The organism is Lacunimicrobium album (assembly GCF_052161635.1).
GTDB lineage: Bacteria > Planctomycetota > Planctomycetia > Planctomycetales > Planctomycetaceae > SXPC01.
Genome location: NZ_CP197413.1, coordinates 1,706,807 through 1,732,896 on the forward strand (window position 1 = coordinate 1,706,807; position 26,090 = coordinate 1,732,896).

A 26,090-nucleotide genomic window follows, 5' to 3' on the forward strand; every position below is an offset into this window, starting at 1 on the left:
ATGTCCCGCCAGGAAAATGCGGATTGCCATTGAGCCCGGAGGCAACACGGTGACCTTGCACGATTTGGGCTGGGATTTGCATCCTGAGAGTATAAACAGCCTGAGGTATTTAGAAACCAAAAAAAGCCCTGACAGAATCTGTCAGGGCTTTTTGATTGTTGCAAACGTAATACGACTGATGATTAACGTTCGATCGTTCGACCACCTCGGTAGTATTCATCGATTGTTGTCTGCCATTTTTTGTCGCCCATGTCAGGCCATTGGTCCTGGTTGAAGCCAGGGGCCTTTTCCAGACGATCATTCGTAATGTTCAGCACCAGCTTGTGCTGATTGTTATCGCTGTCGTAGACGACTTGGAAAGCCTTCATCGGAACAGCGAAAAGTTTATCGCCGACCCCAAGGACTCCGCCGTGTGAGATGGCGAGATACTGCACTTGTGCTTGGCCCAAGTCAATCATGATATCGTTGACTGAGCCGAGTGATTCCCCTTGAGGATTCACAACGGTCATCCCAATGAGTTTTGAGGCTCGTACGTTCATATTCTTACTGACTTGGGTGGCAGGAACCTGGTCGGCTGCGAACAAGGCTGCAGTTGCGACAAGCATCAGGGGAATGGCGAGCATTTTCATTATCTATCTCCTAAACAACAGCCTCGCGGATTAAGAGAAGAAACATGTCTTCTCACTATAAAGTTCACCACGAGGCGGGTTTTTTACTGAGTTGCGGCGATTATTCTTTGTAGCTGTCTCGCAGATCGCGGACATGATCATGCGACGTCAGCACGCGTGCATATTGAGCATTCAGAACGTCATTGACAGCCGTGCCAGGATGCTTTTTGAGCTGTCGCTCATAGGCGGCTTTGATCTGATCTTCACAGCGTTCTGCTTCTGCAAGGACGGTGTAAGCATTGTTCGAGCTCAACGCTTCCCGGGCGGCGAGCATTGTTCGTTGGAAGGATGCATAGAAAGACCCTTCGCGTTTGGGGGTTTCTGCATTCAGGGTGACGAAACGACCTAGCTCATCGGCTTGTGCTTCGCGTTCTTCTGCCACTCGCAGGAACAAACCGCTGATGTTCATATCCTCGGTTTTTTCAGCGGCGTAACGCAGGTTGTCGCGGCTGTCGACGTTGACTTGGATGAGCTCTTGAAGAGCGTGGATCGTGTCTTGCGAAAGATCGTAGGTTGTTTCAACGGCCATGGTTGTTCTCCTCAGTTGTAGTTGCGAGTCCATCTGAGTGACGGTCTCCGACGAGAAGAATGAAACGCAAAGGCTATGCCAAGATCGCATGAGAGCGTGTAACGCAGGAAATTGACTCGATTTACGCTGCTTTTGAGCCCATGGCAGTCAAATCCCTGTCAGGGAACAAATCATCTCGCGTGATGACGGAACAACGAAGCACATTTCACGTCTATGATATGGATCAATGATTAGTGTCCCATCGAAAGTTGACGAACCAGGAGTCAGCCGCTTCAAAACAGGAAATCAGGTTCACCACTCATTACCGAAGAAGAATTTTTGACACAGAGAGCACAGAGGCCACCGAGTTTGAGAGAAAAAGTGAACCGCAGATGAACACAGATAGACGCAGATCAAACCAAAACAGAGAAGGAATTTTCCGTGCTCCCATCTGCGTTCACGTGTGTCTATCTGCGGTTCCATTCTCTTTTCTGTTATCCGTGTTGCTCCGTGTCCATCCGTGGTTAGGTCGTTTCCTTTGTGTTTCTCCGTGGCCTATGTGGTTTATTCTTACTGATGGTGTATTGGCACGACGATTTGTTGCTCGTTCCAATCGATGATATTCAATAAATTACTAGCGCATAAAAAAGCCCTCTGATCGCCGTATCAGAGGGCTTTGAACCTGCGCTCCATCGCCAGGTCGTTCTCTAGGCGAGTTCGCTCAGAGAATAGACGAGGACAGTGTAAGGTCCGATGGTGACATCTGCAGAGGCTGCTCCTTCTTTATCCGGTTCAATGACCAGATCGACACTCGGAGTATTCTGAAACTTCTTGCTGTAGATCTTCGAGTCACTGTTGAAGACACATTTCCATTTACCAGCAGTCGGGAAGTTGATCGTGGTTGTGTGCGCCTCGTTGTGGAAGCTCGCAACGACGACCACGTCATCGCAGATTCCATGCTCATACCAGCGCTGGTAGCTGATGAGATTGCGGTCATTATCCTGCATCAGGATGGACAGGCCGGAACCAGTCAAGCCGCGAGTCTGTCCTGCGCGATTCAATCGCAGATTGATCAGATCGCGATACATTTGCACGATGCCGGAAAACTCTTTCGACTTGTCCCAGTCCAGCGGCACGGTATCACGGAACCATTCGTCTTCAAGAAACTCCTGCCCTTGGAAGATCATCGGGATTCCAGGCGAGGTAAAGACAACGCCCGCCGCCAGGGTCGACTTCTTCTGGGCAAAGTAATGTTGGGGATCGTTCCCCATCACTTCCGAAGTCACGCGAGCCTTGCCGTTGGCGACTTCGTCGTGTGATTCACTATAGACAACGCGCTGAAACGGGTTGCCGTTGTAGTTGGCTTCGATGGCTGCTCGGACTGCATCCATATTTCGGTGAGCATCATCGGAGAGGATGACGGCTTCGCGAATCGGGTGCACAAAACGCGCATCCCATTGAGCATGGAAGGCTGCTCCCCCTTCGTCGCCTGTCTTGGTGAGGAAGTCGTTGTTTTGAAGGTCTTCTGCGATTGTCAACTTGTGCGGGAACTTCTCACGGATCGATGTATTGACCCATTGAACAAGGCTCCATCCATCGGGAAGGTCACAGCCGACATCGCCATTTCCCTTCACATTGCGAATGAAGAGCGTCATGTCATAGCGCAGTCCATCGAGGTGGAACTCTTCCAGCCACATCATGGCATTGTCGTGAATCATCTGGCGGACTTCTTCGCGACCATAATCAGGACGAGAATTGCCCCACGGCGTTTCCGCACGCCAGTCGTTGTAGAAGTAAATGCCACCCATCCCATTTTCAGACCAGCCATCGAACTGCCACATATCGACGTCGCTGGGGCCGAAGTGGTTGTAGACAACATCGAGAATGACTGCGATTCCTCGCTTGTGGGCTTCGCGAATGAACTGCTTGAACATGGCAGGCCCGCCGTAGGCGGACTCGACGGCAAAAATATGAGCCGGGTTATAACCCCAGGAAAGGTCACCCGCGAATTCTGCGACTGGCATGACTTCGATGCAGTTCACGCCGAGCTTTTTCAGGTAGTCGAGGTCGTTGATGGCTTGTTCGAAGCCAGCGGGCTTGCCATCTTCTCCTGACTTCCCGAACGTCCCGATATGGAGTTCATAAATCACGATTTCATTGACCGGATACTGCTCGAAGTCATCATCCTGCCAGTCGAAGGCAAGATTGGAGATGACCCCGTTGCCGACGGAGTTCGTCACTTCACGCGTATAGGGATCGATTCGGGAGAGTTTCTGCTCGCCGTTGTGAATCAGGTAACGATACTCGTCCCCAACTTTGGCGTCGGTCGCATGGAGAGCCCATTTGCCACCCTCTTCCGATTTGAGAGGATGGCTCGTTTCGTCCCAGTTATTGAATGTCCCAATGACATAGACCTGACTGGCATGTGGTGCCCAAACTCGAAATGTAACGCCAGTTTCAGTAACGGTTGCACCCATGTGGGTGATTTGTTCGGCTAGAACTTCGGACATGCCAGGCCTTCTCGAAAGCAATTCGGTAGTGAGCGTCTAAGGTTGTGAAAGCTCGTCAGTCCAAGCTATTGGACATCGAAACGTGACGTAGGCAATTTTGATACCGCATACTTCGTTCGCGCGAAAAACGATCTCAATCTTGAAAACTTTGCAGAGATGCCGCGTTTTGGAACACAAACTGCGTGATCAACGATCAGATGCCTCGAAACAGCATGGTGTCGCCCCAAATTTGGGTGAAACAGGCTTCGTATGACCCGATGTCATTGCTCGCCAATCGATCACATGGTCGATTACCGAGCAGCCAAGTCAAACACAATCTGCTTTTAGCTGATGTGTACCACGTGTTCTAGCCGGAATTGATCGATGAACGATCAATTGGATAATCAACTATGATCTCAGCAGGCCCGCTATCGCCCCTCTTTCAAGAAGTAAAAATGAGCAAAGTCCTTGTCGTTGATGATGATCGTACGATTCGGCACATGGTAAGAGCGTCCCTGGAAAGCCAGGGACTCGAAGTCATCGAAGCCGAGGACGGACATGCCGGCATCGCGATGGTCCAGCAGCAGAATCCGGACGTCGTGCTCCTGGATATCATGCTGCCGCGTACCAGCGGTTTGGATATTTTCCGTACGCTCAAAGAAAAGGCCCTCAAAACGCCGGTGATTTTCATCACCGCTGGAACGGACAGTTCCACGGCCATCGAAACGATGCAGATGGGCGGTTACGACTATGTGACAAAACCGCTGAACCTGCCTGCTTTAACGCGGATCGTGATGTCGGCGATCGAGACTAAGCGTCTCATGAATACACCCGTCGCGATCCATGCAGAACAACCAGAACTGCTGGCTGGCGACATGTTCGTCGGCAGCAGCGGCGGGATGCTCGAAGTCTTCAAAACGGTGGGCCGGGTGGCAGGTCAAAATGTGTCTGTTCTGATTCGCGGGGAGAGTGGTACGGGCAAAGAGCTCGTTGCCCGTGCCCTCTACCAGCACAGCGATCGGGTCAACCAGCCCTTCATGGCTGTCAACTGCGCTGCGATTCCGGATCAACTGCTGGAAAGTGAACTCTTCGGTCACGAAAAAGGCGCCTTCACCGGCGCTGACCGACGTCGGCTCGGTAAGTTCGAACGCTGCCAGGGCGGTACGATCTTTCTCGACGAAGTCGGCGACATGACGCCGCTGGTCCAGGGAAAGGTTCTGCGACTTCTGCAGGAACAGCGATTCGAGCGAGTCGGCGGCAACGAGACAATTCAAACCGACGTTCGCATCATCACAGCGACCAACCGTAACCTCGAAAAAATGGTCGAGGATGGTCAGTACCGAGCAGACTTGTATTACCGACTCAATCAGGTCGCAGTCTTCCTCCCGCCATTGCGCGAACGAGGCAAGGATATTGATGCTCTGCTCAAATTCTTCCTATCACGCCAGCGAATGGAACTGGGCAAGTTCGAAGTGGAGGGGATCTCGCAGGAAGCGTTGGAAATCCTGCGTCATTATCACTGGCCAGGTAACGTTCGCGAACTCCAGAGTGTGGTCCGTCAATCGCTGCTGAACACAACGGGTACAGTCGTCGGGCCCAGCAATCTCCCCAAAGAGATTTTCAACACACAAGCCACGGCTCCACGAGTCAAAGAACCAGAACAGCCCGCGATTGCCGCAGTTCCCACTAACGGCTTTGCTCCTGCTCCGCAGCGTATGCCAGATGCAAACCCTGCGACGACATCTTCTGCTCCAACGGCGACCGTCCCGCAGACAATGGCTGCCGGGCAGGCTGCCACCCATTCGACAAATAGTGATCCTTCGTACGAAGACATCAATCACATCGTCGAGTTCGTCAACAAGAAGATACGAGGCGGGACAAACAATCTCTATGCAGAAAGTATTGAGCTGCTGGAGCGCTTTCTGATTCCCTACGTCCTGCAACACACAGGCGGGAACCAGTCGAAGGCTGCGGAACTGCTGGGGATCACCCGAGGCAAGGTACGAGATCGAATTCTGACGTTTGGAATCCGTCTCGATAAAAGCGTCTCGATCGATGGTGAATAGTCTGCGGCGGCTGGTTATTGATCAGACTGCTTGCTGATCTGCCAGCCTCGCCGTTTCAGTCATGCTTGTTGGGCTGCGCGACGTCGTGGACTGAAAGAACTCCCCGCAAATCTCGTGATTTTTCTGCGAAGCGTGCAATTGCATTTAATAAGAACCTCAAGGCATAGAGGTTGCTCACTGAACTCATTTGACTTGATTTGTCTACCACACCGTGAGCTGTATCTGCCAGTTGTTGATGACGACAAGATTCTCAGCCAGAGTAGCCCCAATTTTCATGAACCGTGAACTGCGACAATCGACACTCATTGAATCGATGCTGATCGGCATCGCTGCTTCGGGTATTGGCGTTCTGCTAAAGCTGGTGATTGATCTGATGACCGGCCAGCCGGAGTCGCCGTTTCTTGTGACGACATCCGTCATCATGGTCGCGGCCTGGTTCGGCGGTTGGATTGCAGGCTTGCTGACGATTCTGATTTCGATGATCTCCATCAACCTCTTTTTCATGATGCCCAATGCAGAGAGTTCCGTCAGCGCGATGGTTCAGCAGTCTGTCTTCATGATTGAAGGTGGATTGATTTGTGGTATCACCAGTCAGATGCACCGCCTGCTGCGACGAAAAAATTACGCCGAGCGACGTTCCAGCGAACAAAGCCGCGTTGTCGAGCAGACTCAGGCTGAGCTTGAGAAAACCCGCAGGCTTTACCGCCATCTTGCTGACTCGAACATGATCGGGATTGTGTCTGCGCAGATCGATACCGGGATCGCGACCGAAGCGAATGATCGCATCCTGGAAATGCTTCAGATCCCCCGTGCGGACTTGTACGCGGGCCTCGTCAATTTCCGCGATCTGACCCCTCGGGAATATGGGGACAAGGATCAGGAAATGATCCAGAAGCTCAAGACGATGGGATACACAGAGCCTTGGGAAAAGGAATATCTCCGACGCGACGGGACACGGATCAGTGTCATGGTTGGTGCTGCGCGAGCGGCGAATCCCAACGAACTCATTGCCTATATCGTCGATACGACGGAACTCGATCACGCGAAACAGGAACTCTACCGTGCCCTGCAGGAAGCAGAAAAAGCCAACCGCGCCAAGGACGAATTCCTGGCCAATATCAGTCATGAACTCAGAACGCCTTTGAACGCAATCATTGGCATGACGGAATTGTCTCTCGATGAACCCGTCTCTGAAACGATGCGGGAATACCTGCAGACGACCCATCAGGCAGGACTGAATCTCACCTTCCTTATCAACGATATTCTCGACTTCTCACGCATGGAGTCCGGTCAGTTCGCACTGGTCACGAAACCATTCGCGTTGCATCTGCTCGTCGAACAGACCGTCGAGGCGTTGGAACCCAGAGCTCATGAGAAACGACTGGAACTGGTCAGTCACATCGATGAGAGTGTCCCCGAAATTATCGTCTCTGATCGGGCGCGATTGCAGCAGGTCTTGATCAACCTGATCGGCAATGCCATCAAATTTACGAAGCAGGGCGAAGTCGCCGTCTCCCTGACCTCTCGAACTGTTTCGCCACAGCGAGTCGAACTCTCCTTCCAGATTCGCGACACCGGAATTGGTATCGCGGCGGAGGATATGGACAAGATTTTCACCCCGTTCACCCAAGTCGATACCTCAACGACGCGTCGTTACCCTGGCACGGGTCTGGGTCTGACGATCTGCCGCGAAATCCTTGATCGGATGAGCGGGGATATCAAGGTCGAAAGTCGCCTCGGCGAAGGAAGTCAGTTCACAGTCACTTTTGAAGCGGACGTCGCAACGCTGCCGCCGGGTGATGTGCGGGCTCCAGATCGTGAGACAGTCGAAGAAGAACTCAAAGGTTTGGAAGTCCTGGTTGTTGATGACAATGAAACGAACCGACGTATTCTCCAGGACACTCTCATTCGCTGGTCATTCAAACCAATACTCGCCAGTAGCGGAGAGGAAGCGCTCGCACTTCTTCGTCGACCGGAAAACCAGAAGCGATTCCGCGTCGTGATGCTCGATGCCCTCATGCCAGACCTGGATGGTTTTGATGTCCTTCGGGTGGCTCAGCAGGAACAGCTGATCCGTGCATCCACCATTGTGATGCTGTCGTCCGCTGATCGTGTTGTCTATGACGCGCAGTTCCGCAGTTTGCCCATCAACAGTTACATTGAGAAGCCCGTCAGCCGCCACAAGTTGCTCGCTGCGATCCGAGAGTCAGTTCTCGGAAAGCCACAGGACGCTCGTCATCAGCCTCGGATTACCCCCCATCCCACGCTCAAATTGAACATCCTGATCGCGGAAGACACTCGAGCAAATCAAAAAGTTGTCGAACAAATCTTAAAGCGACGTGGTCACCAGTCCGTCATTGCCAATAATGGGCAAGAGGCCATCGACAAGCATGTGTCCGGGCAGTTCGATCTGATCCTGATGGATATTCAGATGCCAGTCCTGGACGGGCTGACCGCGACACGCATGATCCGCAACATGCCGGATTCTGCCAAGTCGAACATCCCGATCATCGCATTGACCGCCCACGCAATGCCCGGTGATAAAGATAAGTGTTTGAAAGCGGGCGCCAACGAGTATCTCACCAAACCAATTGACACCTTTGAGCTCATCGACAAACTGGAACAGGTCTACCAGTCTGCAAATGGACTTGCTCAACCTTACCTCTCTCGCGAAAGGAATGCGAAGTTGAATACCTCACCACGAGAACAGGCTGTTGTGAGAAATAGCCAATTCCGTCATGGAAAGCGAGACGAGCCAGTGGAGTTTCACGACGACCGGGTCCTTGAGCGTATGGGAGGCGATCAACAGCTTCTTAATACCATCATTGAGATGCACCTCAAAGAATCACCACAACTTCTTCAAAACGCCGAAGAGGGAATTCAGTCGTCAGATGAAGAAAGCGTCACACGTAATCTGCATAGCCTCAAAGGACTTGTCTCCAATTTCGATATTGAAGAGTTCATTGCACGCCTGCAGAATGCCGAATCAATGGCAAGAGACGGACGTCTGAGCGAAGTCAAACATGAGATTCCGGCTCTCACCAATGACCTGGAATTGCTCAACAAAACACTGCAAAGTTATCTGCTATCGCATACTCCGATCCCGCCCACCGTGAAAAACGTCACTGGCCGCTGAAGAGCATTGCGTAAGACTTTGAAAAGGGAGCATAGACGCATTCGTCTGTGCTCCCTTTTTTTACGCATGACGGGTAAGACGGTCATTGGAACAATAGCCGCGAATCAGTTCAATTAATTTATCCAAGACGATGGGCTTCGAGAGATAGTCGGTGCAGCCTGCACTGATGCACTTTTCACGATCCCCAGTCATCGCGCCCGCCGTCAACGCGATGATCGGAATCTGGATGCTTCTTGATCTGAGTTCTTGCGTCGCCTCATAGCCATCCATGACGGGCATCTGCATATCCATCAGGATGATATCGTACGGCTCGCCTCGCTCATTCGCGGCGACTGCTTCCTCGACGGCGAGATCTCCTCGTTCGACAATCATAACCTTCGTTGAAACGCGTTTGAGCATCTGAGCAAGCATGAACTGAATCGGCTTACTGTCTTCTGCGACGAGGATCCGACAATCAGTCGGCGGCTCGTCGTCTCGATCATTCAATTGCGGCAGACGCTCGATCGCCTCGCCTGGCTCGAAGAATGTGACGTCCACTGGCGTCTTCATTGGCAGCTTGAGTGTGAAGGTACTCCCGTTCCCGACTTGGCTTTCTGCGTCGATGATTCCGCCCATCAGCCGTGCAAGGCTTTGGCAGATGGTCAGTCCCAGCCCGGTTCCAGATTTGCCGGCTTGTGCAGGGGATTTGATCTGTGTGAAGGCATCGAAGATCCGTCCGAGGTGACTGTCTGGAATCCCGACTCCAGTGTCCTCAACGCCGATCGCGACGGTCTCGTAGTCGTTCCACACGATCTGCTGGACCTTGATATGGATCGTTCCCTGGCTGGTGAACTTCACTGAGTTTCCGACAAGGTTGATCAAAATCTGCCGGACTCGCAGAGGATCAATGATGATGGTCGTCGGCAGTCTGGTCAGGTAAGAGACCTTCAGCTCAAGTCCCTTCTCGATCGCCAGGGGCCGCATCAACGATTCGACCGATGAAATGAGTTGAGCCAGTGAAAACTCGACTTCATCAATATCGAGCTTGCCGGCTTCGATTTTGGACAGATCGAGAATGTCGTTCAGGATGTTGAGCAGCAGTTCGCCCTGCTCGCGAATCATCTTCACAACGCCGCTTTGCTCGCCTTCGCGAATGTTCTGATAAAGAGATTCCGCACAGCCGAGAATGGCAGTGAGGGGCGTACGAATCTCATGGCTGACGTGAGCCAGAAACTGGTCTTTGGCGCGGTTGGCTTCATCGGCGAGGTGGCGTGCTTCTTCGAGAGTCGCTTCGTACTCGATGCGATCGCTGACATCATTCTGAAGGCCGATGTAGTGGGAGACGATCCCATCTTCATCTTCGACGGGCGCGATATGGATATCATTCCAGAACGGCCGACCGTCTTTGCGGTAATTTAACAGCGTGACGTGGCAGTCCATCTGGTTCTGGATCGCCTCTCGCAGCTGCGCCACGATGCTCTGATCAGTGCCCGTCCCCTGGAGGAATCGACAGTTTTTGCCAAGCACTTGATCTTTATGATATCCGGTCAGCATCTCGAAGGCAGGGTTGGCGTAGACAATCGGATGCTCAGGTCGACGTGCATCAGTGATGAGAACGGAGTTGGTTGCGAAATCAATCGCACGCGTGCGGACGCGCAACATGTCTTCAGTGTAGACCCGCTCGGTAATATCAACGCCGGACGGAATCAGATATTCGACATTGCCATCCGCGTCATAAAGAGGGGCAATCATGAAATCGAGAATGACGAGGGCATCGTTGCTCATCTGCGCTTTGACGTCGAAGCGGGCCGATTTCCCATGAGAGGCATCCGCGACGGCGATCTCCAGCTTCTTTTGCAAAGATGGGTCATGTTGCCACCAGTGGCATTCCCATAGCTTTCGTCCCAGGACGTCACTGAGTTGAAGGCCCGCCGCTTCGAGCGGCGCCCGGTTTGTCTCAATGACTGTGCCATCCGGGGTTGTCACAGAAACAAACGCGTAAAGGCTATTGAGGATCCCGCGAACGTGTGCTTCGCTCTTCTTGAGCAATTCCTCAGCTTGTTTGTGCTCGCTGATATCAAAATTGATTCCGAACATCCGAACCGGATTGCCAGCCGCGTCTCGCTGGGCGACCCCCTGGCCCGTCATCCAGAAGTATTCTTTGTTCTCGCGTTGGAAGCGGAAGTCGCAGTCGTAGGTTTCTCCCTCTTCAATAGCCTTGGCGACGGAGCTTTCAACCTTCTCGCGGTCTTCCGGGTGGATGCGGTCGAAGAACTTATCTGGCGTGATCAAGTTATTGGCGGGATAGATCTCCAGCAGCGTTTGCTCCTGTTCATCGATGAAAATCTCGCCGGTCTCGAGGTTGTATTCCCAGGTTCCCATCTTCGCTGCTTCCAGGGCAAGCCGAAGACGTTCTTCGTTCTTCTTCAATGCAGCAGCCATCAACTCGCGTTCACGAACTTCGTCAGCGAGTTTTTGGGAGATGTGTGAAATCTCGTCCGTTCTCTGCACGACGAGTTTTTCGAGCTCGCCGGGGGACCGAAATTTCATCAGCTCGGGCAGAACGTAAAACAGACAGATCGCAGTCGATACAGAAACGATCGCTGTGAACGCTTTGATCGCAGCGGCCAGGCGATAAAGTGGTTCCCAGAAGATCACAGCTTCCATGATATGGGTCACGCCGCACGCGAAAATGAACGCCACAAACAGGATGAGGATATAAGGGAACGGTGTCTCTGGACGTTTTCGCAGATAATACGCCAGCACGAACGGGATCGCCGTATACGAAAGAAAGATCAACACATCCGAAATAATGTGGACCCAACCCCAGATCGGCTCTTCACTCCAGCCAATGCCGCATTGCCAGCGGGCCGGAAACCCGTCCGTATCAAACAGCCTCGTAAGCCAACCCATACCCAGAATTTTCCCGGTCTCTTCCTATGAGACAAATCTCGAACGCGCGAGTCATCGCCCTCATCACGTCTTCGCAGAACGTCCCTATTCTAACCGGAAAAGCAGAAAGTCTACCAACGAATGTCGTTACATAGAAAAAACCCGCTTTGATTGAAATCAAAGCGGGTTTTTGATGAGTCAAACTCTCGATGGAGAGTCATTGCCCCGTACTGCGGGGCTCGCTAGACAGTGGCGCGTCGACCGAAGATCAGAGACACGATAAACATGATCAGGAAGACAAAGAACAGAATCTTTGCAATACCCGCAGAGGTCCCTGCAATACCGCCGAATCCCAAAGCCGCAGCAATCAAAGCGATCACAAGAAAAGTCAGTGCCCAGCTCAACATGGTAAGCTCCTTTTGAAGAATTAGCTGATCGGGAGTATTGAATTGCTCCCACGCCAGAAACTGTTATGCGAACCGCGTGCCAAACCCCTCCGAGGTATTTCAAACCAGCGAATCTGGCCTCACAATCCTCTCATCCACTCTTTAACTATCTAGAGAGGAGCGCGGTCGCTTGATGTTCTGTCAGTCACCGATCACGAGAACCTTAGAATTGCTCGCTGATCGAGCAACTAAGAATTCTTGCTCGCTGTCCCCGCGACCTCATCTGGCGTTGACGCAAATCTCTGTCAAATCACTGTTTGACTGACCTGTTTTGTTAAAGAAGTCTCCGAAAACCAAGTGTCTGATTGCATGGCATACGAATTGCGTCAGTATCACTTCGTGGTTTACGACTTAATGAACATGACACCTATTTTGGAGACAGAAATGATTACACGCGAACAACTGCAAGGCCAATGGAACCAGGTCAAAGGTCAGATCCGAGAGAAATGGGGACAATTCAGTGATGATGATCTCCAGCGGTTCCAGGGGAATGGCGAGCAGCTCGTTGGCATGATCCAAGAGAAGACGGGCGCCACTCGTCAAGAGATCGAGCGTTTCCTCGACTCGACCATGCAAGCTGGCAGCAGCTACATCAGCGCCGCCGCTGAGCGAACCGCACAATACACCGATCAGGCTCGTAAGCAAGTTCAACAGGGTTACGACCAGGCCCGTCAACAAGTTGCACAAGGCTATGATCAGGCACAACAAACCGTTCGTGCCCGTCCAATGGAATCACTCACCGCTGCATTCGGTGCAGGGATCGTCGCAGGAGTCCTGGTTGGACTACTGCTCACGCCTCGCCGCTAATTGCACGCCCCCGAAAATTATCCAGGGAAGAACACTTTCAGCGATTAAGCTGACAATGAATTAAGGAGCCTTATCATGGTTACGAAATCAGAAAAACCAAACGGTATCTACGAATCAGCCCGCCAACAAATGCACCAAGCTGAAGAAGCAGTCATGCATGCTGGCGAATGTGCGACTGACTACGTTCAGGAACACCCTGTTTCTACCGTTCTCACGACCTTTGCGATCGGAATGGTCGCTGGGACATGTCTGGTTGCAGCACTGATGCAAACTGCTGCTCCCCAACGAACATGGCGCGATGAAGCCTCTGACTGGGGCAACTCGATGGCTGATCGTATGAAGCGATACATGCCAGATCTCCATCGTACTTAGTCGCCCCACTGTTGACTGTGACGCCACCCACATGATGTACTTCCAGACTCAGGAACGAAAATGACGCAGATCACCGAAGCGGATCTCATTCGTCAGAAAATGCGTCGCATCCGTCATAAGATGGATGACGATGTCGAAGGTCTTGTCCAGAATGCTTCCAAGCTGATGGACTACCATTACTATCTGACGAACTATCCCTGGGCGACACTTGGCGCCGCAGCGGTCATCGGGTATCTGCTCGTGCCGTCGTCATCGCCAAAGCCGCAGGAGACCAAGCTTCATCTCGATCCTGAGCAGTTGGAACGCATCATTGAGCGTCAGGGAATTGTCGTCCAGACAAAGAATGCTGCTGAAAAGAAGCAAACGGTCCGTTCGACAATCTTTGGCTGGCTGGCAAGAACTGCTGTGAACGCAGCGCTTGCGTACGGGACGGTTTACGTTGATCAAGCCGTCAATGGTATTGTCGGGTCCAACGCAGAGAAGAGTATCAAACCATGATTACGCACCGATTCTCCGGAGAACCAGGCGACCCTCAAGTCCGGGTCGCTCAACAACGTCAACGACCACAAACGCAACAATCCTCATCGAATAGTATTCCGATGAGCGTTCAGGACATGGAAAAATGGGTCAAACAACATCAACTGGTCAGCCTCTCCGTGGCGGTCATCCTGGGGGTGAGCGTCGGATGGATGATCAAGCGAAAATGGTAGACGAAACGAAAGACCCGAAGGCCAAACAAGTCGTGGGCAATGTTCGCCGCAATGCGGTCGAACTCGTTCGCGATGTCGTCAAGTTGTTTGATCTTCAACTTCAACTGGCCTACGTTGACCTTCAGGACTTCTTCCGTCGTACCCGTTTGACTCTTTTGGCAATCACGATCTGCTCCATTGGACTGGTAGCCTCGACTCCCATCTTTCTGATGAGTCTGGCGCAACTGGTTCAACGGACGTGGGATCTGAGAATGGAAACCGCCCTCTTCATTGTCGGAGGAGCAGCGGCTTTGATGTTTTCATTGATCCTGTGGATTGCGGTGAAGCGTTTGACAAAAGCGTCCCGCGTTCTGGGGCGATCAGTCGATGAGATGAGCCAGAACTTAACCTGGCTTCGCGAGATTCTGTATAAGGATGAAGAAGGGAAGTCGGAAGACTGACCTTCCTGCTCCCACACAGATCATTTTAAGTTTGCAACATCCACTAGGAGCATTGATATGCCAACTTCTGAATCAACGTACTACGAAAAGCAGGGCCCGTCGTTCAGTTCAGCCCAACAGAACGAACTTCGCCCCGTCCCCGATCTGGTGACATACCTCAAAGATTATGCCAAGGCGAATCCTGAGCAGGCGGCCCTATGGATCTTCGGGGCTGGCTTCATCCTGGGTTGGAAGCTGAAGCCCTGGTAACGGCTCCTTTCGCCGTACCTTGAAACTGGCTTCAATAAAAATCATTCGGTCGGCAATCAGCACAAACCGTCAACGCACGATGCTCAAGATTTCACCTGAGATCTTGAGCATTTTTTGCATACCCACCAAGTCCATCTCACACATCCTTCTCGTGACATGCGAACTGGAAACGGGTACATTCAGAACCTGAGATCTCGCTCGCATAGGAACATTCATGAACTCTGCTACAAATTCGTCGTCCTCGGTTGGTCCGCGAACGAATGCCGCTGAACTGCTCATGGTCGAGTCCGTTTTGATCGCTGTTACTCGCATTACAACTTATGCTCGAGGTCAGTTGCTGACGAACGCGACCGGCTTTTTCTTCGAACGTGATGGCAGACTGTTCGTGATCACAAACCGCCACGTCGTCATTTCTGAATCAACGGGACACCGCCCCGATCGAATTGACCTGGAACTTCACGTCAACGAAAAGAACATTGCCGAAGTCGCCTCTCAATCCATTCCGCTTTACAACAACGGCCAGCCAGTTTGGAGACAGGCACAGGATACCTCCGGGCTGGTCGATGTCGTCGCGATTGAAATCAATCGTGCCACGCTCCCCCCCTCCTTTGTTTTCTATGCCTTCAACATGGAGAACCTGGTGGTCAAGATGGACGTCATTGAGGTGGGAACGCCACTTCTGATCGTCGGCTTTCCCCTTGGTTTCCACGATACGCTGCATCACCTGCCCGTCGCACGACAGGCAATTATCTCATCTGCATTCGGGCTGCGTTTTCAAGGCCTGGGATACTTCCTCACAGATGCCCGTCTTCACCGTGGGACCAGCGGTGCACCGGTCGTCACACGATCGACACGTCAATCCGGTCGCAACCAGCTTCCGTTTTTGTTGCTGGGCGTCCACTCCGCGCGACTGGATGCAGTCTATGATCTCAATCAGGACGAGCGCCTGGCGCTGAACGTCGCCTGGTATTCAGACGTCTTGAGTGTCCTGACAGACCCCAACGCCCTCACGGCCCCCATGCCCGATGCACCAAAGACAGACCCTTCCGGCGCTCCAGCAGGAAAACAACCACCAGCCAAGGGGCAACCACAAAAGCCAGCCGAACCAATGGCCACCCAGCCAGTCCCTTAAGCCAGAATGTCGTGCACGACCTTGGCGGGCTTCACACCCGTCAATTTCTGGTTGAGCCCCTGGTAGTAGTACGACAGCTTGTTGTGATCCATGCCGAGCATGTGTAGCAGAGTCGCATGGAAGTCACGTAGCGGAACCGGGTTCGCAGCCGCCGTATAGCCCAGGTCATCAAGTTCGCCGTAAGAATACCCGGGCTTTACGCCGCCCCCGGCCATCCATAAGGTAAACGCCGCCGGGTTGTGATCACGACCGACAAGCGGCATCTTTGTTCCACCCCGATTCTCTCGCATGGGCGTACGACCAAACTCGCCACTCCAGACGACGAGCGTATCTTTGAGCATGTCACGCTGCTTCAGATCAGTCAGCAAAGCGGAAATCGGCTGGTCAATGTCTCGACACTTGTTACTGAACCCGCCATTGATCGCTTCATCTTTGTCCGCGCCGTGCGAGTCCCAGCCCCAGTCAAAGAGTTGAATGTAACGCACACCTGACTCGACCAGACGACGGGCCAGCAAGCAATTGTTCGCAAACGACTCAGCCCCTGGTTTCGACCCGTACAGTTGATGAATCGCTTCGGGCTCTGACGAGATATCCACAACTTCCGGCATGGCGGCCTGCATGCGATAGGCCATCTCGTACTGCGAGATTCTCGTCAGCGTTTCCGGGTCCTGAAATGTCTCATACGACTCCTGATTCAAAGACGCCAGCGCATCGAGCATGTCACGTCGAACTTCTCGCGAAACATTGTCCGGGTTCGACATATTCAAGATCGCGTCACCTTTCGAGCGACACTGCACACCCTGATAAACCGATGGAAGAAACCCAGATCCCCAGAGCGCGTTCCCAGCCCGCGGCGATCGTCCTCCAGACAGCAGCACGATAAACCCCGGCAGATTCTCATTGGCATTCCCCAGACCCCACGTCGTCCAGGCACCGATTGAAGGATACCCCATGCGTGCCTGCCCCGTGTGAACCATCAACTCCGCAGGCCCGTGATTGAATTGATCCGTTTCCATCGTACGGATGAAACACAGGTCATCAACATGCTTGGCCAGATGAGGCAGTCGATCAGAAACCCAGGCCCCGCACTGGCCATGCTGTTTGAACGGAAACTGAGGACCGAGAAGCTGAGGCGTGCCCTGAATGAAAGCAAAGCGTCGCCCCTCCAGATACTCCTGAGGGCAGTCCTTGCCATCATACTTGACGAGTTCGGGACGATATTCAAACAGATCCAGCTGACTGGGAGCACCGACCATGTGCAGATAGATGACCGACTTCACGCGCGCAGGATGCGTGATGGCCGAAACAGCCTTTTCAGACGCGAGGACACGGTCACCCATTGTCTGCGAAGCCAGCCAGGCAGCGCCCAGTCCGGTCGTGCAGTCACGCAGGAAATGTCGACGGGTTGTCAGCTCGATCTGTTGTCGGGCCAGTTCTTGAGGAATTGTCAGACGGTTCATCGTGGTCATTTACCTCGTCATGATTTCATCAAGATTGAGTAGAATCGTGGCGATGGATGTCAACGCCAGCTGAGCATCCGACTTCTCACGAATGTGCTCGTAGGTTGCTTTAAGTGTCGCGACTTCTTCCGGCTTGGGATCACGTCCCGTCACATTGACGAATCCAAAATGGATTTGATCGTCAATGCGGTCGTTGCTGGCCGTCATCCGCGCCGCAAGTGCCTGCGAACATTCATTGAACGACTCACTGTTGAGGGTCATCAATGACTGCAGCGGCGTGTTGGATCGCAAACGACGAGGAGCGCAGAACTCTCGCGTCGGTGCATCAAAGGCTGCAAAGAGCGGATACTGGATGCTGCGTTTGACGTACGTATAAATCGATCGTCGGTATCGCTGCGGATCTCCAGGTGGAGGTGTTTCCCACTTATCGCTCGCCTTGAATGGAGTCCAGACCCCAGCCGCGAGCGGTGGATAGCACGGCGGTCCATGAACGTCTCGATTCAACAACCCACTGGCCGCAAGTGCCTGATCGCGCACCATCTCAGCAGACAGTGTCTGACGTGGACCACGGGCGAAAAGAGCGTTGGCCGCATCATCCAGATCGGATCGCATCTTGGAACTCTGACGATACGTTGATGAAAGAATCAACTCACGAATCAACTCCTTGTGTGACCACTGCAGATCTGTTTGAAAACGAACTGCGAGATCGTCAAGTAGATCAGGATGCGATGGCAGTTCGCCCGACGATCCAAAGTCTTCTTCCGTCGCGACCAGACCATGCCCAAACAACTGGGCCCAGACACGATTGACCGCAACGCGAGCCGTCAGCGGATTCTCAGGACTCGCGATCCACTTCGCCAGATCCAGCCGACTGGCTTTCCCGTCGACCTGCATCGGCGGCAGTGATTCGGGAACCCCCGGCTGGACTTCATCTCCTTTGGTCAGAAACGATCCGCGAATGAAGAGATGGGACGGGCGAGCGAACTCGTTTTGACGTTCTGCCAGGACTGGTACTGTCGTCGATTTCAGTTTGTTCTGTTGTGCAGTGAGATCCTTGATCTCCTTTTCCAGCGCAGTGAACTCATCCGATTTCCAAACATCCAAAACATGTGGATCATCCGTCACCGCAAGATGCCCCCGGCGGCTCACCAGAGCAAATGACGCAAGAATCCAGATTCGGTGCTTCAACTTGACGGTGATTGTCGAACCTGCCGGAACTTCGGTCACCTCTTTCAAGACAAATGCGGCCTGTCTTGGCTGATTGATCCGAGAGTACGCCGAGAAGCCGGCGCCATTGTCCTTCAGGCTGTCGTTCGGATTGTAGATCGGGAATGGCTCATCCGCGATGACCCGAGCGATGTCGAGTTTTCGAGGCGCGTCATCATCGGGCGTATTCAGGAACGCTTCCATCTGCGACAGAACGAATCCCCACTCCGAATCGGAAACTGCCTTGACCGGATCCAGCGGGAGAACCGTTAAACGAACAGCCGTCAGCGACGTCATTTCATCGGGAAGCTTCGAGGTCAGCGTAATATCGGTATCACGAACCAGTGTCCCCGACGTGTAAAACTCATCGTGATCTTCTTTGCGATCAACGTTGATCTGTGTCGCGGTTGAGGAAGCAACTTCATCGAGTCGCAAACGTTTCCACTCAGGATTCATGACCGACGTTGCAAACTGCTTGTTCCAGAGTTCCTGCTTTTTGGATGTCAGTTTCTTCCAGAGTTCTGTCGCCTGTTCATGGTCCGCAGGATTCACGGGCACTTTCAACGTCGGCCAGTCTTCATTCAGATCCATATCGACGGTGTTGTTGAAAAACGCAGTGAACTGGTAGAACTCTTCATGTTTGATCGGATCGTAGGGATGCGAATGGCATTGGACACAGCCAAACGTGATCCCCTGCCACGCCTGCCAAGTCGTGCTGGCGCGATCGAGCACCGCAGCAATACGAAACTCTTCATCATCGGTCCCGCCTTCTTCATTCGACTGCGTCAACCGGTGAACAGCAGTCGCGATCTGATCATCAATCGTCGCATCAGGCAGGAGATCTCCTGCGATCTGCTTCATCGTGAACTCGTCATACGGCATGTCTTGATTGAACGCATCGATCACCCAGTCGCGGTATTTCCAGATCGAGCGATACCCATCCAGCCCGAGTCCCATCGAGTCCGCATAACGCACCTGATCCAGCCAGACCGACGCCCAGCGCTCCCCAAAGTGAGGAGACGCCAATAACGCATCGACAGCGTGCTCCCGGGCGGCGGTTGGATTTTGTGCATACTCGTTGATGAACGTCTCACGCAGTTCCGTCGTCGCAGGCAGCCCCGTGATGTCCATCGCAGCACGTCGCAGCCAGCGCAGAGGAATCTCGTCGGCGGCAGGTTGTACGCCAGCGGCTTCCATCTTCGACAGAATGAAAGCATCAACCGGCTGACATGGCCACGCCGCATTTTTCACAGGGGGAAGTTCTGCTCGCTCTGGTTTCTCAAAGGCCCAGGGGGCTTCCCAATGCGCACCTTGCTTGATCCAGCGTTTGAGAAGTTCGACTTCCTTTTCAGACAGGCGCGGTCCATGTTCAGCCGGCGGCATCCGCTCGTCATCGCCAGCGAGGACACGTTCCAGCAGGTAAGAAGATTCCGGATCACCCGGTTCGATCACCTGCAACGCCTTTTCGGCGTACACAAACGACAGATCGCCCGCCTGTTTGACTCCACCATGACACGCAGTGCAGTGCTTGGTGAGAACTGGACGAATCTCTTCGTTGAAGCGGATCTTGGCGTCAGCGGACGCAATCTCTTCGCCATTCGCAGACAGCGTACAAGCCATCACAACGAATGCCGCCAACGATCTCAATGCTGTTTGTCGATACCATTCGCTCATCATGTCATTGTCTCTACTGTGCTGAGCCGATGCCAACCCCATTCTTGCTCACGCAAGTATTCTCTTGACGATTTCACTCTTCTCGACGCCTGTCAGCTTAAAATCCAATCCCTGAGTTCGAAATGTGAACCGTTCGTGATCAATTCCGAGCAGATGCATAGCCGTTGCATGCAAATCGTTCACGTGAACCGGATCCTCGGAAACGTTGTAACTGAAATCATCCGTCTTGCCGTAAGTCATGCCGGGCTTCACTCCGCCGCCTGCCAGCCAGACCGTAAAACAGCGAGGATGGTGATCGCGCCCCGAAGCGGTTGCTTCCCAAGACTCCCCTTGTGAATAGACCGTGCGACCAAATTCTCCTCCCCAGATCACCAGCGTGTCTTCTAACAGACCTCGCTGTTTGAGATCGGTGAGGAGAGCCGCAGAGGCCTGATCGGTGTCGTCGCAACGGGCTTTGCACCAGCTGGAGAGATTGGAGTGTGAATCCCAGTCAGGATGGAAGAGCTGAATGAATCGGACGCCACGTTCTGCCAGACGTCTGGCGAGAATGCAATTGGACGCGTAACTCCCTGCACGACGAGAATCCTCGCCATACAAAGCAAACGTCGATTCGGGTTCGTTCGACAAATCCGCCAGCTCGGGCACGCTCGTCTGCATCCGAAACGCCATCTCATACTGCTGAATGCGAGTCGCAATTTCGGGATCATGCGCCTGTTCGAGTTTCAGTTCGTTCGCCTGTGCAACAGCATCAAGCATACTGCGTCGCAGTTCACGCGGGAGCCCGTTCGGGTCGCGGAGATAAAGGACCGGATCCTTGGAGTTCCGCAGCTTGACCCCCTGATACTTGCCGGGCAGAAACCCATTCCCCCAATAGTGATCGTATAACGGCTGATCACTGCCTCGCTTCATCTTCGAAATCAAAACGACATAGTCTGGCAGATTCTTACACTCCGACCCAAGCCCATAACTGACCCAGCAGCCAAAGCTCGGACGTCCCGGTAGTTGATGCCCTGTCAGAAACTTCGTCATCGCAGGAGCGTGATTGATCTGGTCGGTCACCATCGACTTGATGAAGCAGATCTCATCGGAGACCTTGGCGATATTCGGCAGCCACTCACTGACCGTTGCTCCCGACTGGCCGTGCTGCGAAAACTTCGGCACAGCGGGTTTGACCGGCAGACTCTTTTGTCCCTTCGTCATCCCTGTCAGTCGTTGACCGCCGCGGACGGACTCCGGCAGATCGGTCCCCGCGAGTTTCTCCAGCAGCGGCTTATGGTCGTAGAGATCAATCTGCGAAGGTCCGCCGGACTGTGTCAGAAAAATCACCCGCTTGGCTTTGGCGGCGAAGTGCGGCAGTCCCGGTAAACCTAATCCATCATTTGCTGACGGGCTCAAGGATTCCGAGCCAAATGTCGTTCGCGTTTGACTTCCACCCAGTAGACCCGCCAGCGCCATCCCGCCGAGGTTGAGCCCCGATTGCTGGAGAAACAGGCGACGTGATAACTGCATGTCGAAATCATTCATGAGTGATCGCCTCATCCAAAGTCAACATCGAACTGGCAACGACCATCCACGCAGCAATACCAGGAGCTGCGTCCTGTGAAAGAGCAGGGCGTTGACCGATCGAAGTGAATGCGACTGCTTCATCTGCATGCTGGCGGTAATACTCCCACGTCTCTTGCTGCAGTGAGCTGAAAATCTCCTGCTCGTCTGCCGTCAACTGCCGTTGAAGCAGGGCGACTGCCAGCGTCTCCAGTTCTTTCCCCTCGGCTGCAACCGCTGTCTCAGCCAACACGCGGGATGCTTCCAGGTACGTCACATCATTCCACAACGTCAGTGCCTGCAGCGGTGTATTCGTCAACTTGGGCGCGACTTCACAGACACGACGCTCGGCATTATCAAACAAAAACGTCGGCGATGATGACCGTCTCCAAAAGGCATACAGCGAACGTCGATACTGCGACGGTCCCAGGTTCGGCTTGTAATCAAATCGCCCCATCGTGATCTCCGCCCAGACCCCATCCGGCTGCCAAGGTTTCACCGGAGGACCGCCCAGCGTGCTATTGAGCAGACCAGAGGCTTTGAGAGCCGCATCCCGAAGCATCCAGGCCGGCAGCCGATAACGATTCGCCCTCGCTAACAGATGATTCTCTGGATCACTCGCGAGCAGTTCTTCATTCAGATCGCTGAGTTGCTGATACGTCCTGCTCGTCACCATCAGCTTGATCATGTATTTGACGTCCCAGTCATGCTCCATGAATTCAACGGCCAGCCAGTCGAGCAACTCGGGATGCGTCGGCTGCTCTCCCTGAAGCCCAAAGTCACCCGGTGTGCGCACCAGCCCTTGTCCGAAAACCAGCTGCCACAGGTGATTGACGATCACGCGTGACGTCAAAGGATTCTCACGCGAGACGATCCAGTTCGCCAGATCCAGACGCGTCGGGCGATCATTGGTTGGCCACTCCAGAAACTGATCCAGTAACGCGGGATGAACGACCTCTCCCTTGGCATCCCAGACGCCCCGTTCGAGCACATAACTCGTCCTCGGCTGCGACTTCTCAGACAGCACCATGACGCTTTGCTCACGTCGCGACTTCTCAGTCTCCTTGAGCTGCTGCGTGGCTCGCTCCAGTCGATCCTTCGACGCCTGATACCCTTCGTGGTCAATCAAATACTGCTCAAGCAATCGTTCCCTGAGCTGCGGGTCGAGTTGGGATAAACTCCACGTCGCCGGCGCTCCCTCAGCATCCGCCACCTCCGCTCGAGCCGCATTGACGAACTCTTCAAACGGCGATGGAGACAACGATTCGACTGGTAACCCCGCCTGATCCGTCACGAGCAGACGAAAGCGACCAATATTCCCATCCCCCGGCGTCGAGCGATGCATGAGCGTCAACGTCAGACGCTCATCGTCCGCCAGTGTCAGAGGCTCGGTCAATCGGATCACGACAGACATCTTCGTCATGTCTTTCGCCCCGATCGACGACCAGCCATTGCGTGGATCATCATTGAGGAGATTCTGAACGCTGTTATAGCCGGTCTCCGTTTTGCCTCGCTCTGCTTCGTAATCTGCGAACGCATCATTCATCTCGATCTCACGAACCTGAGATGAACCGACTCGGGCCACCGACAGTTTGACATTCGAAAGAATGAACTCTCCCGACTTGCCACGCGACCATCTCTGATCCGTGTGGGATGGATCGGTCAAGACTTCCAGCCGCACCCCCGTCAGTCGTTTGACATCGGCAGGCAGCGTGAACGTCATGCGATAATCTTCATGATGCGGATGCACGCCCTTCGTCTGTACGATGCCATCCGGCGAGATCTCAAACTGCGTCCCATGCAACGAACTCAGCTCTGGTTGTACAATCGATTTCCACGTCTCAAACGACGTTGGCAACGTCTTGACGACCTCCGTCAGCCAGTCATCAAACTCGCTCACAGCCAATACTCGGGCCGCTTCCCGCTCTTTCTGACACGCTTCTTTGAACTCCTTCGCCTGCTCATAAACGGACTCCGCCAACGGCGAGCGATATTTCAGATAGGGCTTTGCGCTCATCCCTGCCCGGCCGTCTTCATCGATACTGTCGAAGAATGCCGCCAGCTCGTAGTAATCGCGATGCTCGATCGGATCGAACTTGTGCGAATGGCATTGCGTACAGCCGAGGGTCAAACCGAGGAAGACGGTCCCGGTCGTGTTGACACGGTCGATGACGTAATCAATGCGGGACTCTTCCGGATCGCGTCCCCCTTCGCCGTTGGTCATGTGATTGCGATGAAAACAGGTCGCCAGGCGCTGCTCATCGGTGGCATTCTCCAGGAGGTCACCTGCGAACTGCTCGACAATGAACCTGTCAAACGGCTTGTTCTCATGGAATGACTGAACGACCCAGTCCCGCCAAGGCCAGTTCTCACGCTCGGCATCAATCTGGAATCCATCGGTATCTGAATAGCGAGCTGCATCCAGCCACCACATCGCCATCCGCTCCCCAAACTGTGGGCTCGAGAGGAGCCGATCAACCAGCGTTTCATAGGCCTTCTCAGATCGATCTGCCATCGCAGCATCGAACTCTTCGACCGATGGCGGAATGCCGGTCAGATCGAAATACAACCGTCTTACAAGCGTCCCGCGATCAGCCAATGGCGATGGCTGAAGCCTCGCCTGCGATAATCGCGTCTGCACGAACGAGTCAATCGGATGAGCGTTCGATACAGGGACATCTGGACGCGCAGGCTTTTCAAATGACCAGTGTCGTCCCCATTGTGCTCCTTCTTCGATCCATTGTTTGAGAATCGCAATCTCGCGTTCCGACAATGGCTTGCGATGGGAGGACGCAGGCGGCATGCGAAGATTGTCATCATGGCTGACAATTCGGGCCAGTAGCTCGCTCTCATCCGGCTTGCCGGGGGTGATCGCGATTGTCCCATCGCGATCCTTCACAGCTTCCTCGCGCAGATCCAGACGCAGTCCTGCTTCGCGCGTCATCGGGTCCGGACCATGACAATGAAAACAGCGATCCGACAGCAGCGGCAGTACATCACGACTAAAGCGTATCTCCTCACCGCCGAAAGCAGTCGACGATATGATCCCTCCAGCCAGCATCAGGCAGAGAATCAGACAGCAGGTTTTGAGGTCAGGGATCATGGCCACACCAACATGCCGATGGTGAAGAATCACCAGGAAGGCGGCATTCAGCAGAGAAGTCAGACGGTCAGAAGACGAGGTCTTCTTCGAGTGGCGATTCCGACAAATCGCGGTGGGGCCTCAAGAACTCGCGAACAACGACAACTATACCATCCCACTGCATCAAATCAAGCAGTACCAATATTTCACAAAGCTCTCTGCGATCAGGCGTAATAGCGACGAGTTGGACGTGTGCCACGGCTGTGTCAGCCGTGCAGTGTTCATTGAAAGTGGACGTTCGTTGCGCGAAGACACGGCTGACACAGCCGTGGCACACAGAGAATAGAGTCGATTGACGGGTGAACCGTTGCAACGAGAGAAAGCCGCCTCGCCCTCTCGGTTATTCTGATGACAATTCCTGTTTCACTGTCACCTCACCGTCAACCATCTGCACAACGAACTTATCACTCTCGGCTGGCGAGACGGTCTTCTTCGGATCATTGTCAGCCACAAAGGCAAACGAGACTTTCGGGCTTCGGCAGTATTTGTGGGTCCGCACGATTTTGGGCAGCAGCGTGAACGTCTGCACGCCGACCGAATAAGTCACTTCTGACGCGGTCTCATTTTTGACCTGAAACTCCCTCATTGCAGACAGCGGTCGCCCGAACAAATGGACGGCATAATAGACACCCGTCGTCGCATTCCGCGCGACGCCGATGCCCGTTTCGGTCACGTCTGCATCGAGGAGGTTCTCGCGATGGCCGGGAGATTTCTTCCAGCCGTCCATCAATTCGTCTGACAGACTTTTTACGCTGAAAGCCTGCGTGCTGTAGGTGAACGCGATGTTCTCAAGCGCCAGGCACGGCATGTAGCCCGCCTCCTTGGCACGATCCAGGAAGTTTCGGTCATCTGCCTCGTGCCCGAACTTGCTGTTGTCGGCCATGTACTGGGCGAATTTCTGAGCGGCTGTTTTCAACGATTCACTGATCGCCAGTTTCGACTTCTTCTCAGTCGCCCGGAACTTGTTGGACAGACTCAGAATCTGCTCGGCTGTCTCATTCAGATCAGGAGTCGCCGTCTGCTTCTCGGTGGGCTTGAGGGACTTGAGGAACGCTTGATGCGGATCTTCTGGTTTTTGCTCCTGCGCAATCACAACACCTGTGCACAGCATTGCCAGGATGATCGTGCCAACGAAAACAACACTCCTGCCTCGAACTAACTTCGACACGACG

19 protein-coding genes are annotated in these 26,090 nt (G+C 53.6%); 9 read left to right on the forward strand and 10 right to left on the reverse strand.

Features of this window, described 5'->3' with window-relative positions:
- Window positions 1-182: 182 nt before the first annotated feature.
- The 3 genes from SH248x_RS06780 to SH248x_RS06790 all read right to left on the reverse strand — a co-directional run bounded on the left by SH248x_RS06780 (window position 183) and on the right by SH248x_RS06790 (window position 3,686).
- Window positions 183-629: a PRC-barrel domain-containing protein gene (locus SH248x_RS06780; protein WP_459557765.1), complete on the reverse strand. Its 447-nt coding sequence runs from the start codon at window positions 627-629 to the stop codon at window positions 183-185.
- A 100-nt stretch (window positions 630-729) separates the two neighbouring features.
- The gene (locus tag SH248x_RS06785; RefSeq protein ID WP_459557766.1) at window positions 730-1,197 is read right to left on the reverse strand and encodes a ferritin family protein; all 468 of its coding nucleotides are present in this window, start codon (window positions 1,195-1,197) and stop codon (window positions 730-732) included.
- A 686-nt stretch (window positions 1,198-1,883) separates the two neighbouring features.
- Entirely contained in the window at window positions 1,884-3,686 is a 1,803-nt protein-coding gene (locus SH248x_RS06790) for an alpha-amylase family glycosyl hydrolase (RefSeq protein ID WP_459557767.1), read from the reverse strand.
- A gap of 434 nt (window positions 3,687-4,120) precedes the next feature.
- On the opposite strand from SH248x_RS06790, the gene SH248x_RS06795 reads away from it, so the two are divergent.
- Entirely contained in the window at window positions 4,121-5,731 is a 1,611-nt protein-coding gene (locus SH248x_RS06795; RefSeq protein WP_459557768.1) for a sigma-54-dependent transcriptional regulator, read from the forward strand.
- Between the two features lie 274 nt (window positions 5,732-6,005).
- Window positions 6,006-8,867, forward strand: a complete 2,862-nt coding sequence (locus tag SH248x_RS06800) for a hybrid sensor histidine kinase/response regulator (protein ID WP_459557769.1) — start codon at window positions 6,006-6,008, stop codon at window positions 8,865-8,867.
- Between the two features lie 60 nt (window positions 8,868-8,927).
- On the opposite strand, the gene SH248x_RS06805 is transcribed toward SH248x_RS06800, so the two are convergent.
- The gene (locus tag SH248x_RS06805; RefSeq protein WP_459557770.1) at window positions 8,928-11,759 is read right to left on the reverse strand and encodes a PAS domain S-box protein; all 2,832 of its coding nucleotides are present in this window, start codon (window positions 11,757-11,759) and stop codon (window positions 8,928-8,930) included.
- Window positions 11,760-11,980: 221 nt separating this feature from the next.
- Window positions 11,981-12,145 (reverse strand): DUF1328 domain-containing protein, encoded by a 165-nt coding sequence (locus SH248x_RS06810; RefSeq protein ID WP_459557771.1) that lies wholly within the window; start codon window positions 12,143-12,145, stop codon window positions 11,981-11,983.
- 348 nt (window positions 12,146-12,493) lie between these two features.
- On the opposite strand from SH248x_RS06810, the gene SH248x_RS06815 reads away from it, so the two are divergent.
- From SH248x_RS06815 to SH248x_RS06845, 7 genes are all read left to right on the forward strand, one after another.
- Entirely contained in the window at window positions 12,494-12,991 is a 498-nt protein-coding gene (locus SH248x_RS06815) for a CsbD family protein (protein ID WP_459557772.1), read from the forward strand.
- A gap of 75 nt (window positions 12,992-13,066) precedes the next feature.
- Window positions 13,067-13,363 carry a hypothetical protein gene (locus SH248x_RS06820; RefSeq protein ID WP_459557774.1) on the forward strand — a complete coding sequence of 99 codons (297 nt, stop codon included), beginning with the start codon at window positions 13,067-13,069 and terminating at the stop codon, window positions 13,361-13,363.
- A 60-nt stretch (window positions 13,364-13,423) separates the two neighbouring features.
- Entirely contained in the window at window positions 13,424-13,861 is a 438-nt protein-coding gene (locus SH248x_RS06825) for a hypothetical protein (RefSeq protein ID WP_459557775.1), read from the forward strand.
- Complete coding sequence (locus tag SH248x_RS06830; RefSeq protein WP_459557776.1) at window positions 13,858-14,073, forward strand: hypothetical protein; 216 nt, start codon at window positions 13,858-13,860, stop codon at window positions 14,071-14,073. Before SH248x_RS06825 ends, SH248x_RS06830 begins: the two co-directional genes overlap by 4 nt.
- Entirely contained in the window at window positions 14,067-14,513 is a 447-nt protein-coding gene (locus SH248x_RS06835) for a phage holin family protein (protein ID WP_459557777.1), read from the forward strand. Before SH248x_RS06830 ends, SH248x_RS06835 begins: the two co-directional genes overlap by 7 nt.
- A 57-nt stretch (window positions 14,514-14,570) precedes the next feature.
- Window positions 14,571-14,762: a hypothetical protein gene (locus SH248x_RS06840; RefSeq protein WP_459557778.1), complete on the forward strand. Its 192-nt coding sequence runs from the start codon at window positions 14,571-14,573 to the stop codon at window positions 14,760-14,762.
- A 214-nt stretch (window positions 14,763-14,976) separates the two neighbouring features.
- Window positions 14,977-15,894, forward strand: coding sequence for a serine protease family protein (locus tag SH248x_RS06845; RefSeq protein ID WP_459557779.1), 918 nt, complete (start codon window positions 14,977-14,979; stop codon window positions 15,892-15,894).
- On the opposite strand, the gene SH248x_RS06850 is transcribed toward SH248x_RS06845, so the two are convergent.
- The 5 genes from SH248x_RS06850 to SH248x_RS06870 form a co-directional block, all read right to left on the reverse strand.
- Window positions 15,891-17,354 (reverse strand): DUF1501 domain-containing protein, encoded by a 1,464-nt coding sequence (locus SH248x_RS06850; RefSeq protein ID WP_459558592.1) that lies wholly within the window; start codon window positions 17,352-17,354, stop codon window positions 15,891-15,893. The genes SH248x_RS06845 and SH248x_RS06850 overlap by 4 nt on opposite strands.
- A 9-nt stretch (window positions 17,355-17,363) precedes the next feature.
- Window positions 17,364-20,237, reverse strand: coding sequence for a DUF1553 domain-containing protein (locus SH248x_RS06855; RefSeq protein ID WP_459557781.1), 2,874 nt, complete (start codon window positions 20,235-20,237; stop codon window positions 17,364-17,366).
- A 45-nt stretch (window positions 20,238-20,282) separates the two neighbouring features.
- Window positions 20,283-21,758 carry a DUF1501 domain-containing protein gene (locus SH248x_RS06860; RefSeq protein WP_459557782.1) on the reverse strand — a complete coding sequence of 492 codons (1,476 nt, stop codon included), beginning with the start codon at window positions 21,756-21,758 and terminating at the stop codon, window positions 20,283-20,285.
- Window positions 21,751-24,879: a PSD1 and planctomycete cytochrome C domain-containing protein gene (locus SH248x_RS06865; protein WP_459557783.1), complete on the reverse strand. Its 3,129-nt coding sequence runs from the start codon at window positions 24,877-24,879 to the stop codon at window positions 21,751-21,753. The genes SH248x_RS06860 and SH248x_RS06865 overlap by 8 nt, the downstream gene beginning before the upstream one ends.
- Before the next feature lie 379 nt (window positions 24,880-25,258).
- The gene (locus SH248x_RS06870; protein WP_459557785.1) at window positions 25,259-26,086 is read right to left on the reverse strand and encodes a CAP domain-containing protein; all 828 of its coding nucleotides are present in this window, start codon (window positions 26,084-26,086) and stop codon (window positions 25,259-25,261) included.
- Window positions 26,087-26,090: the final 4 nt, after the last annotated feature.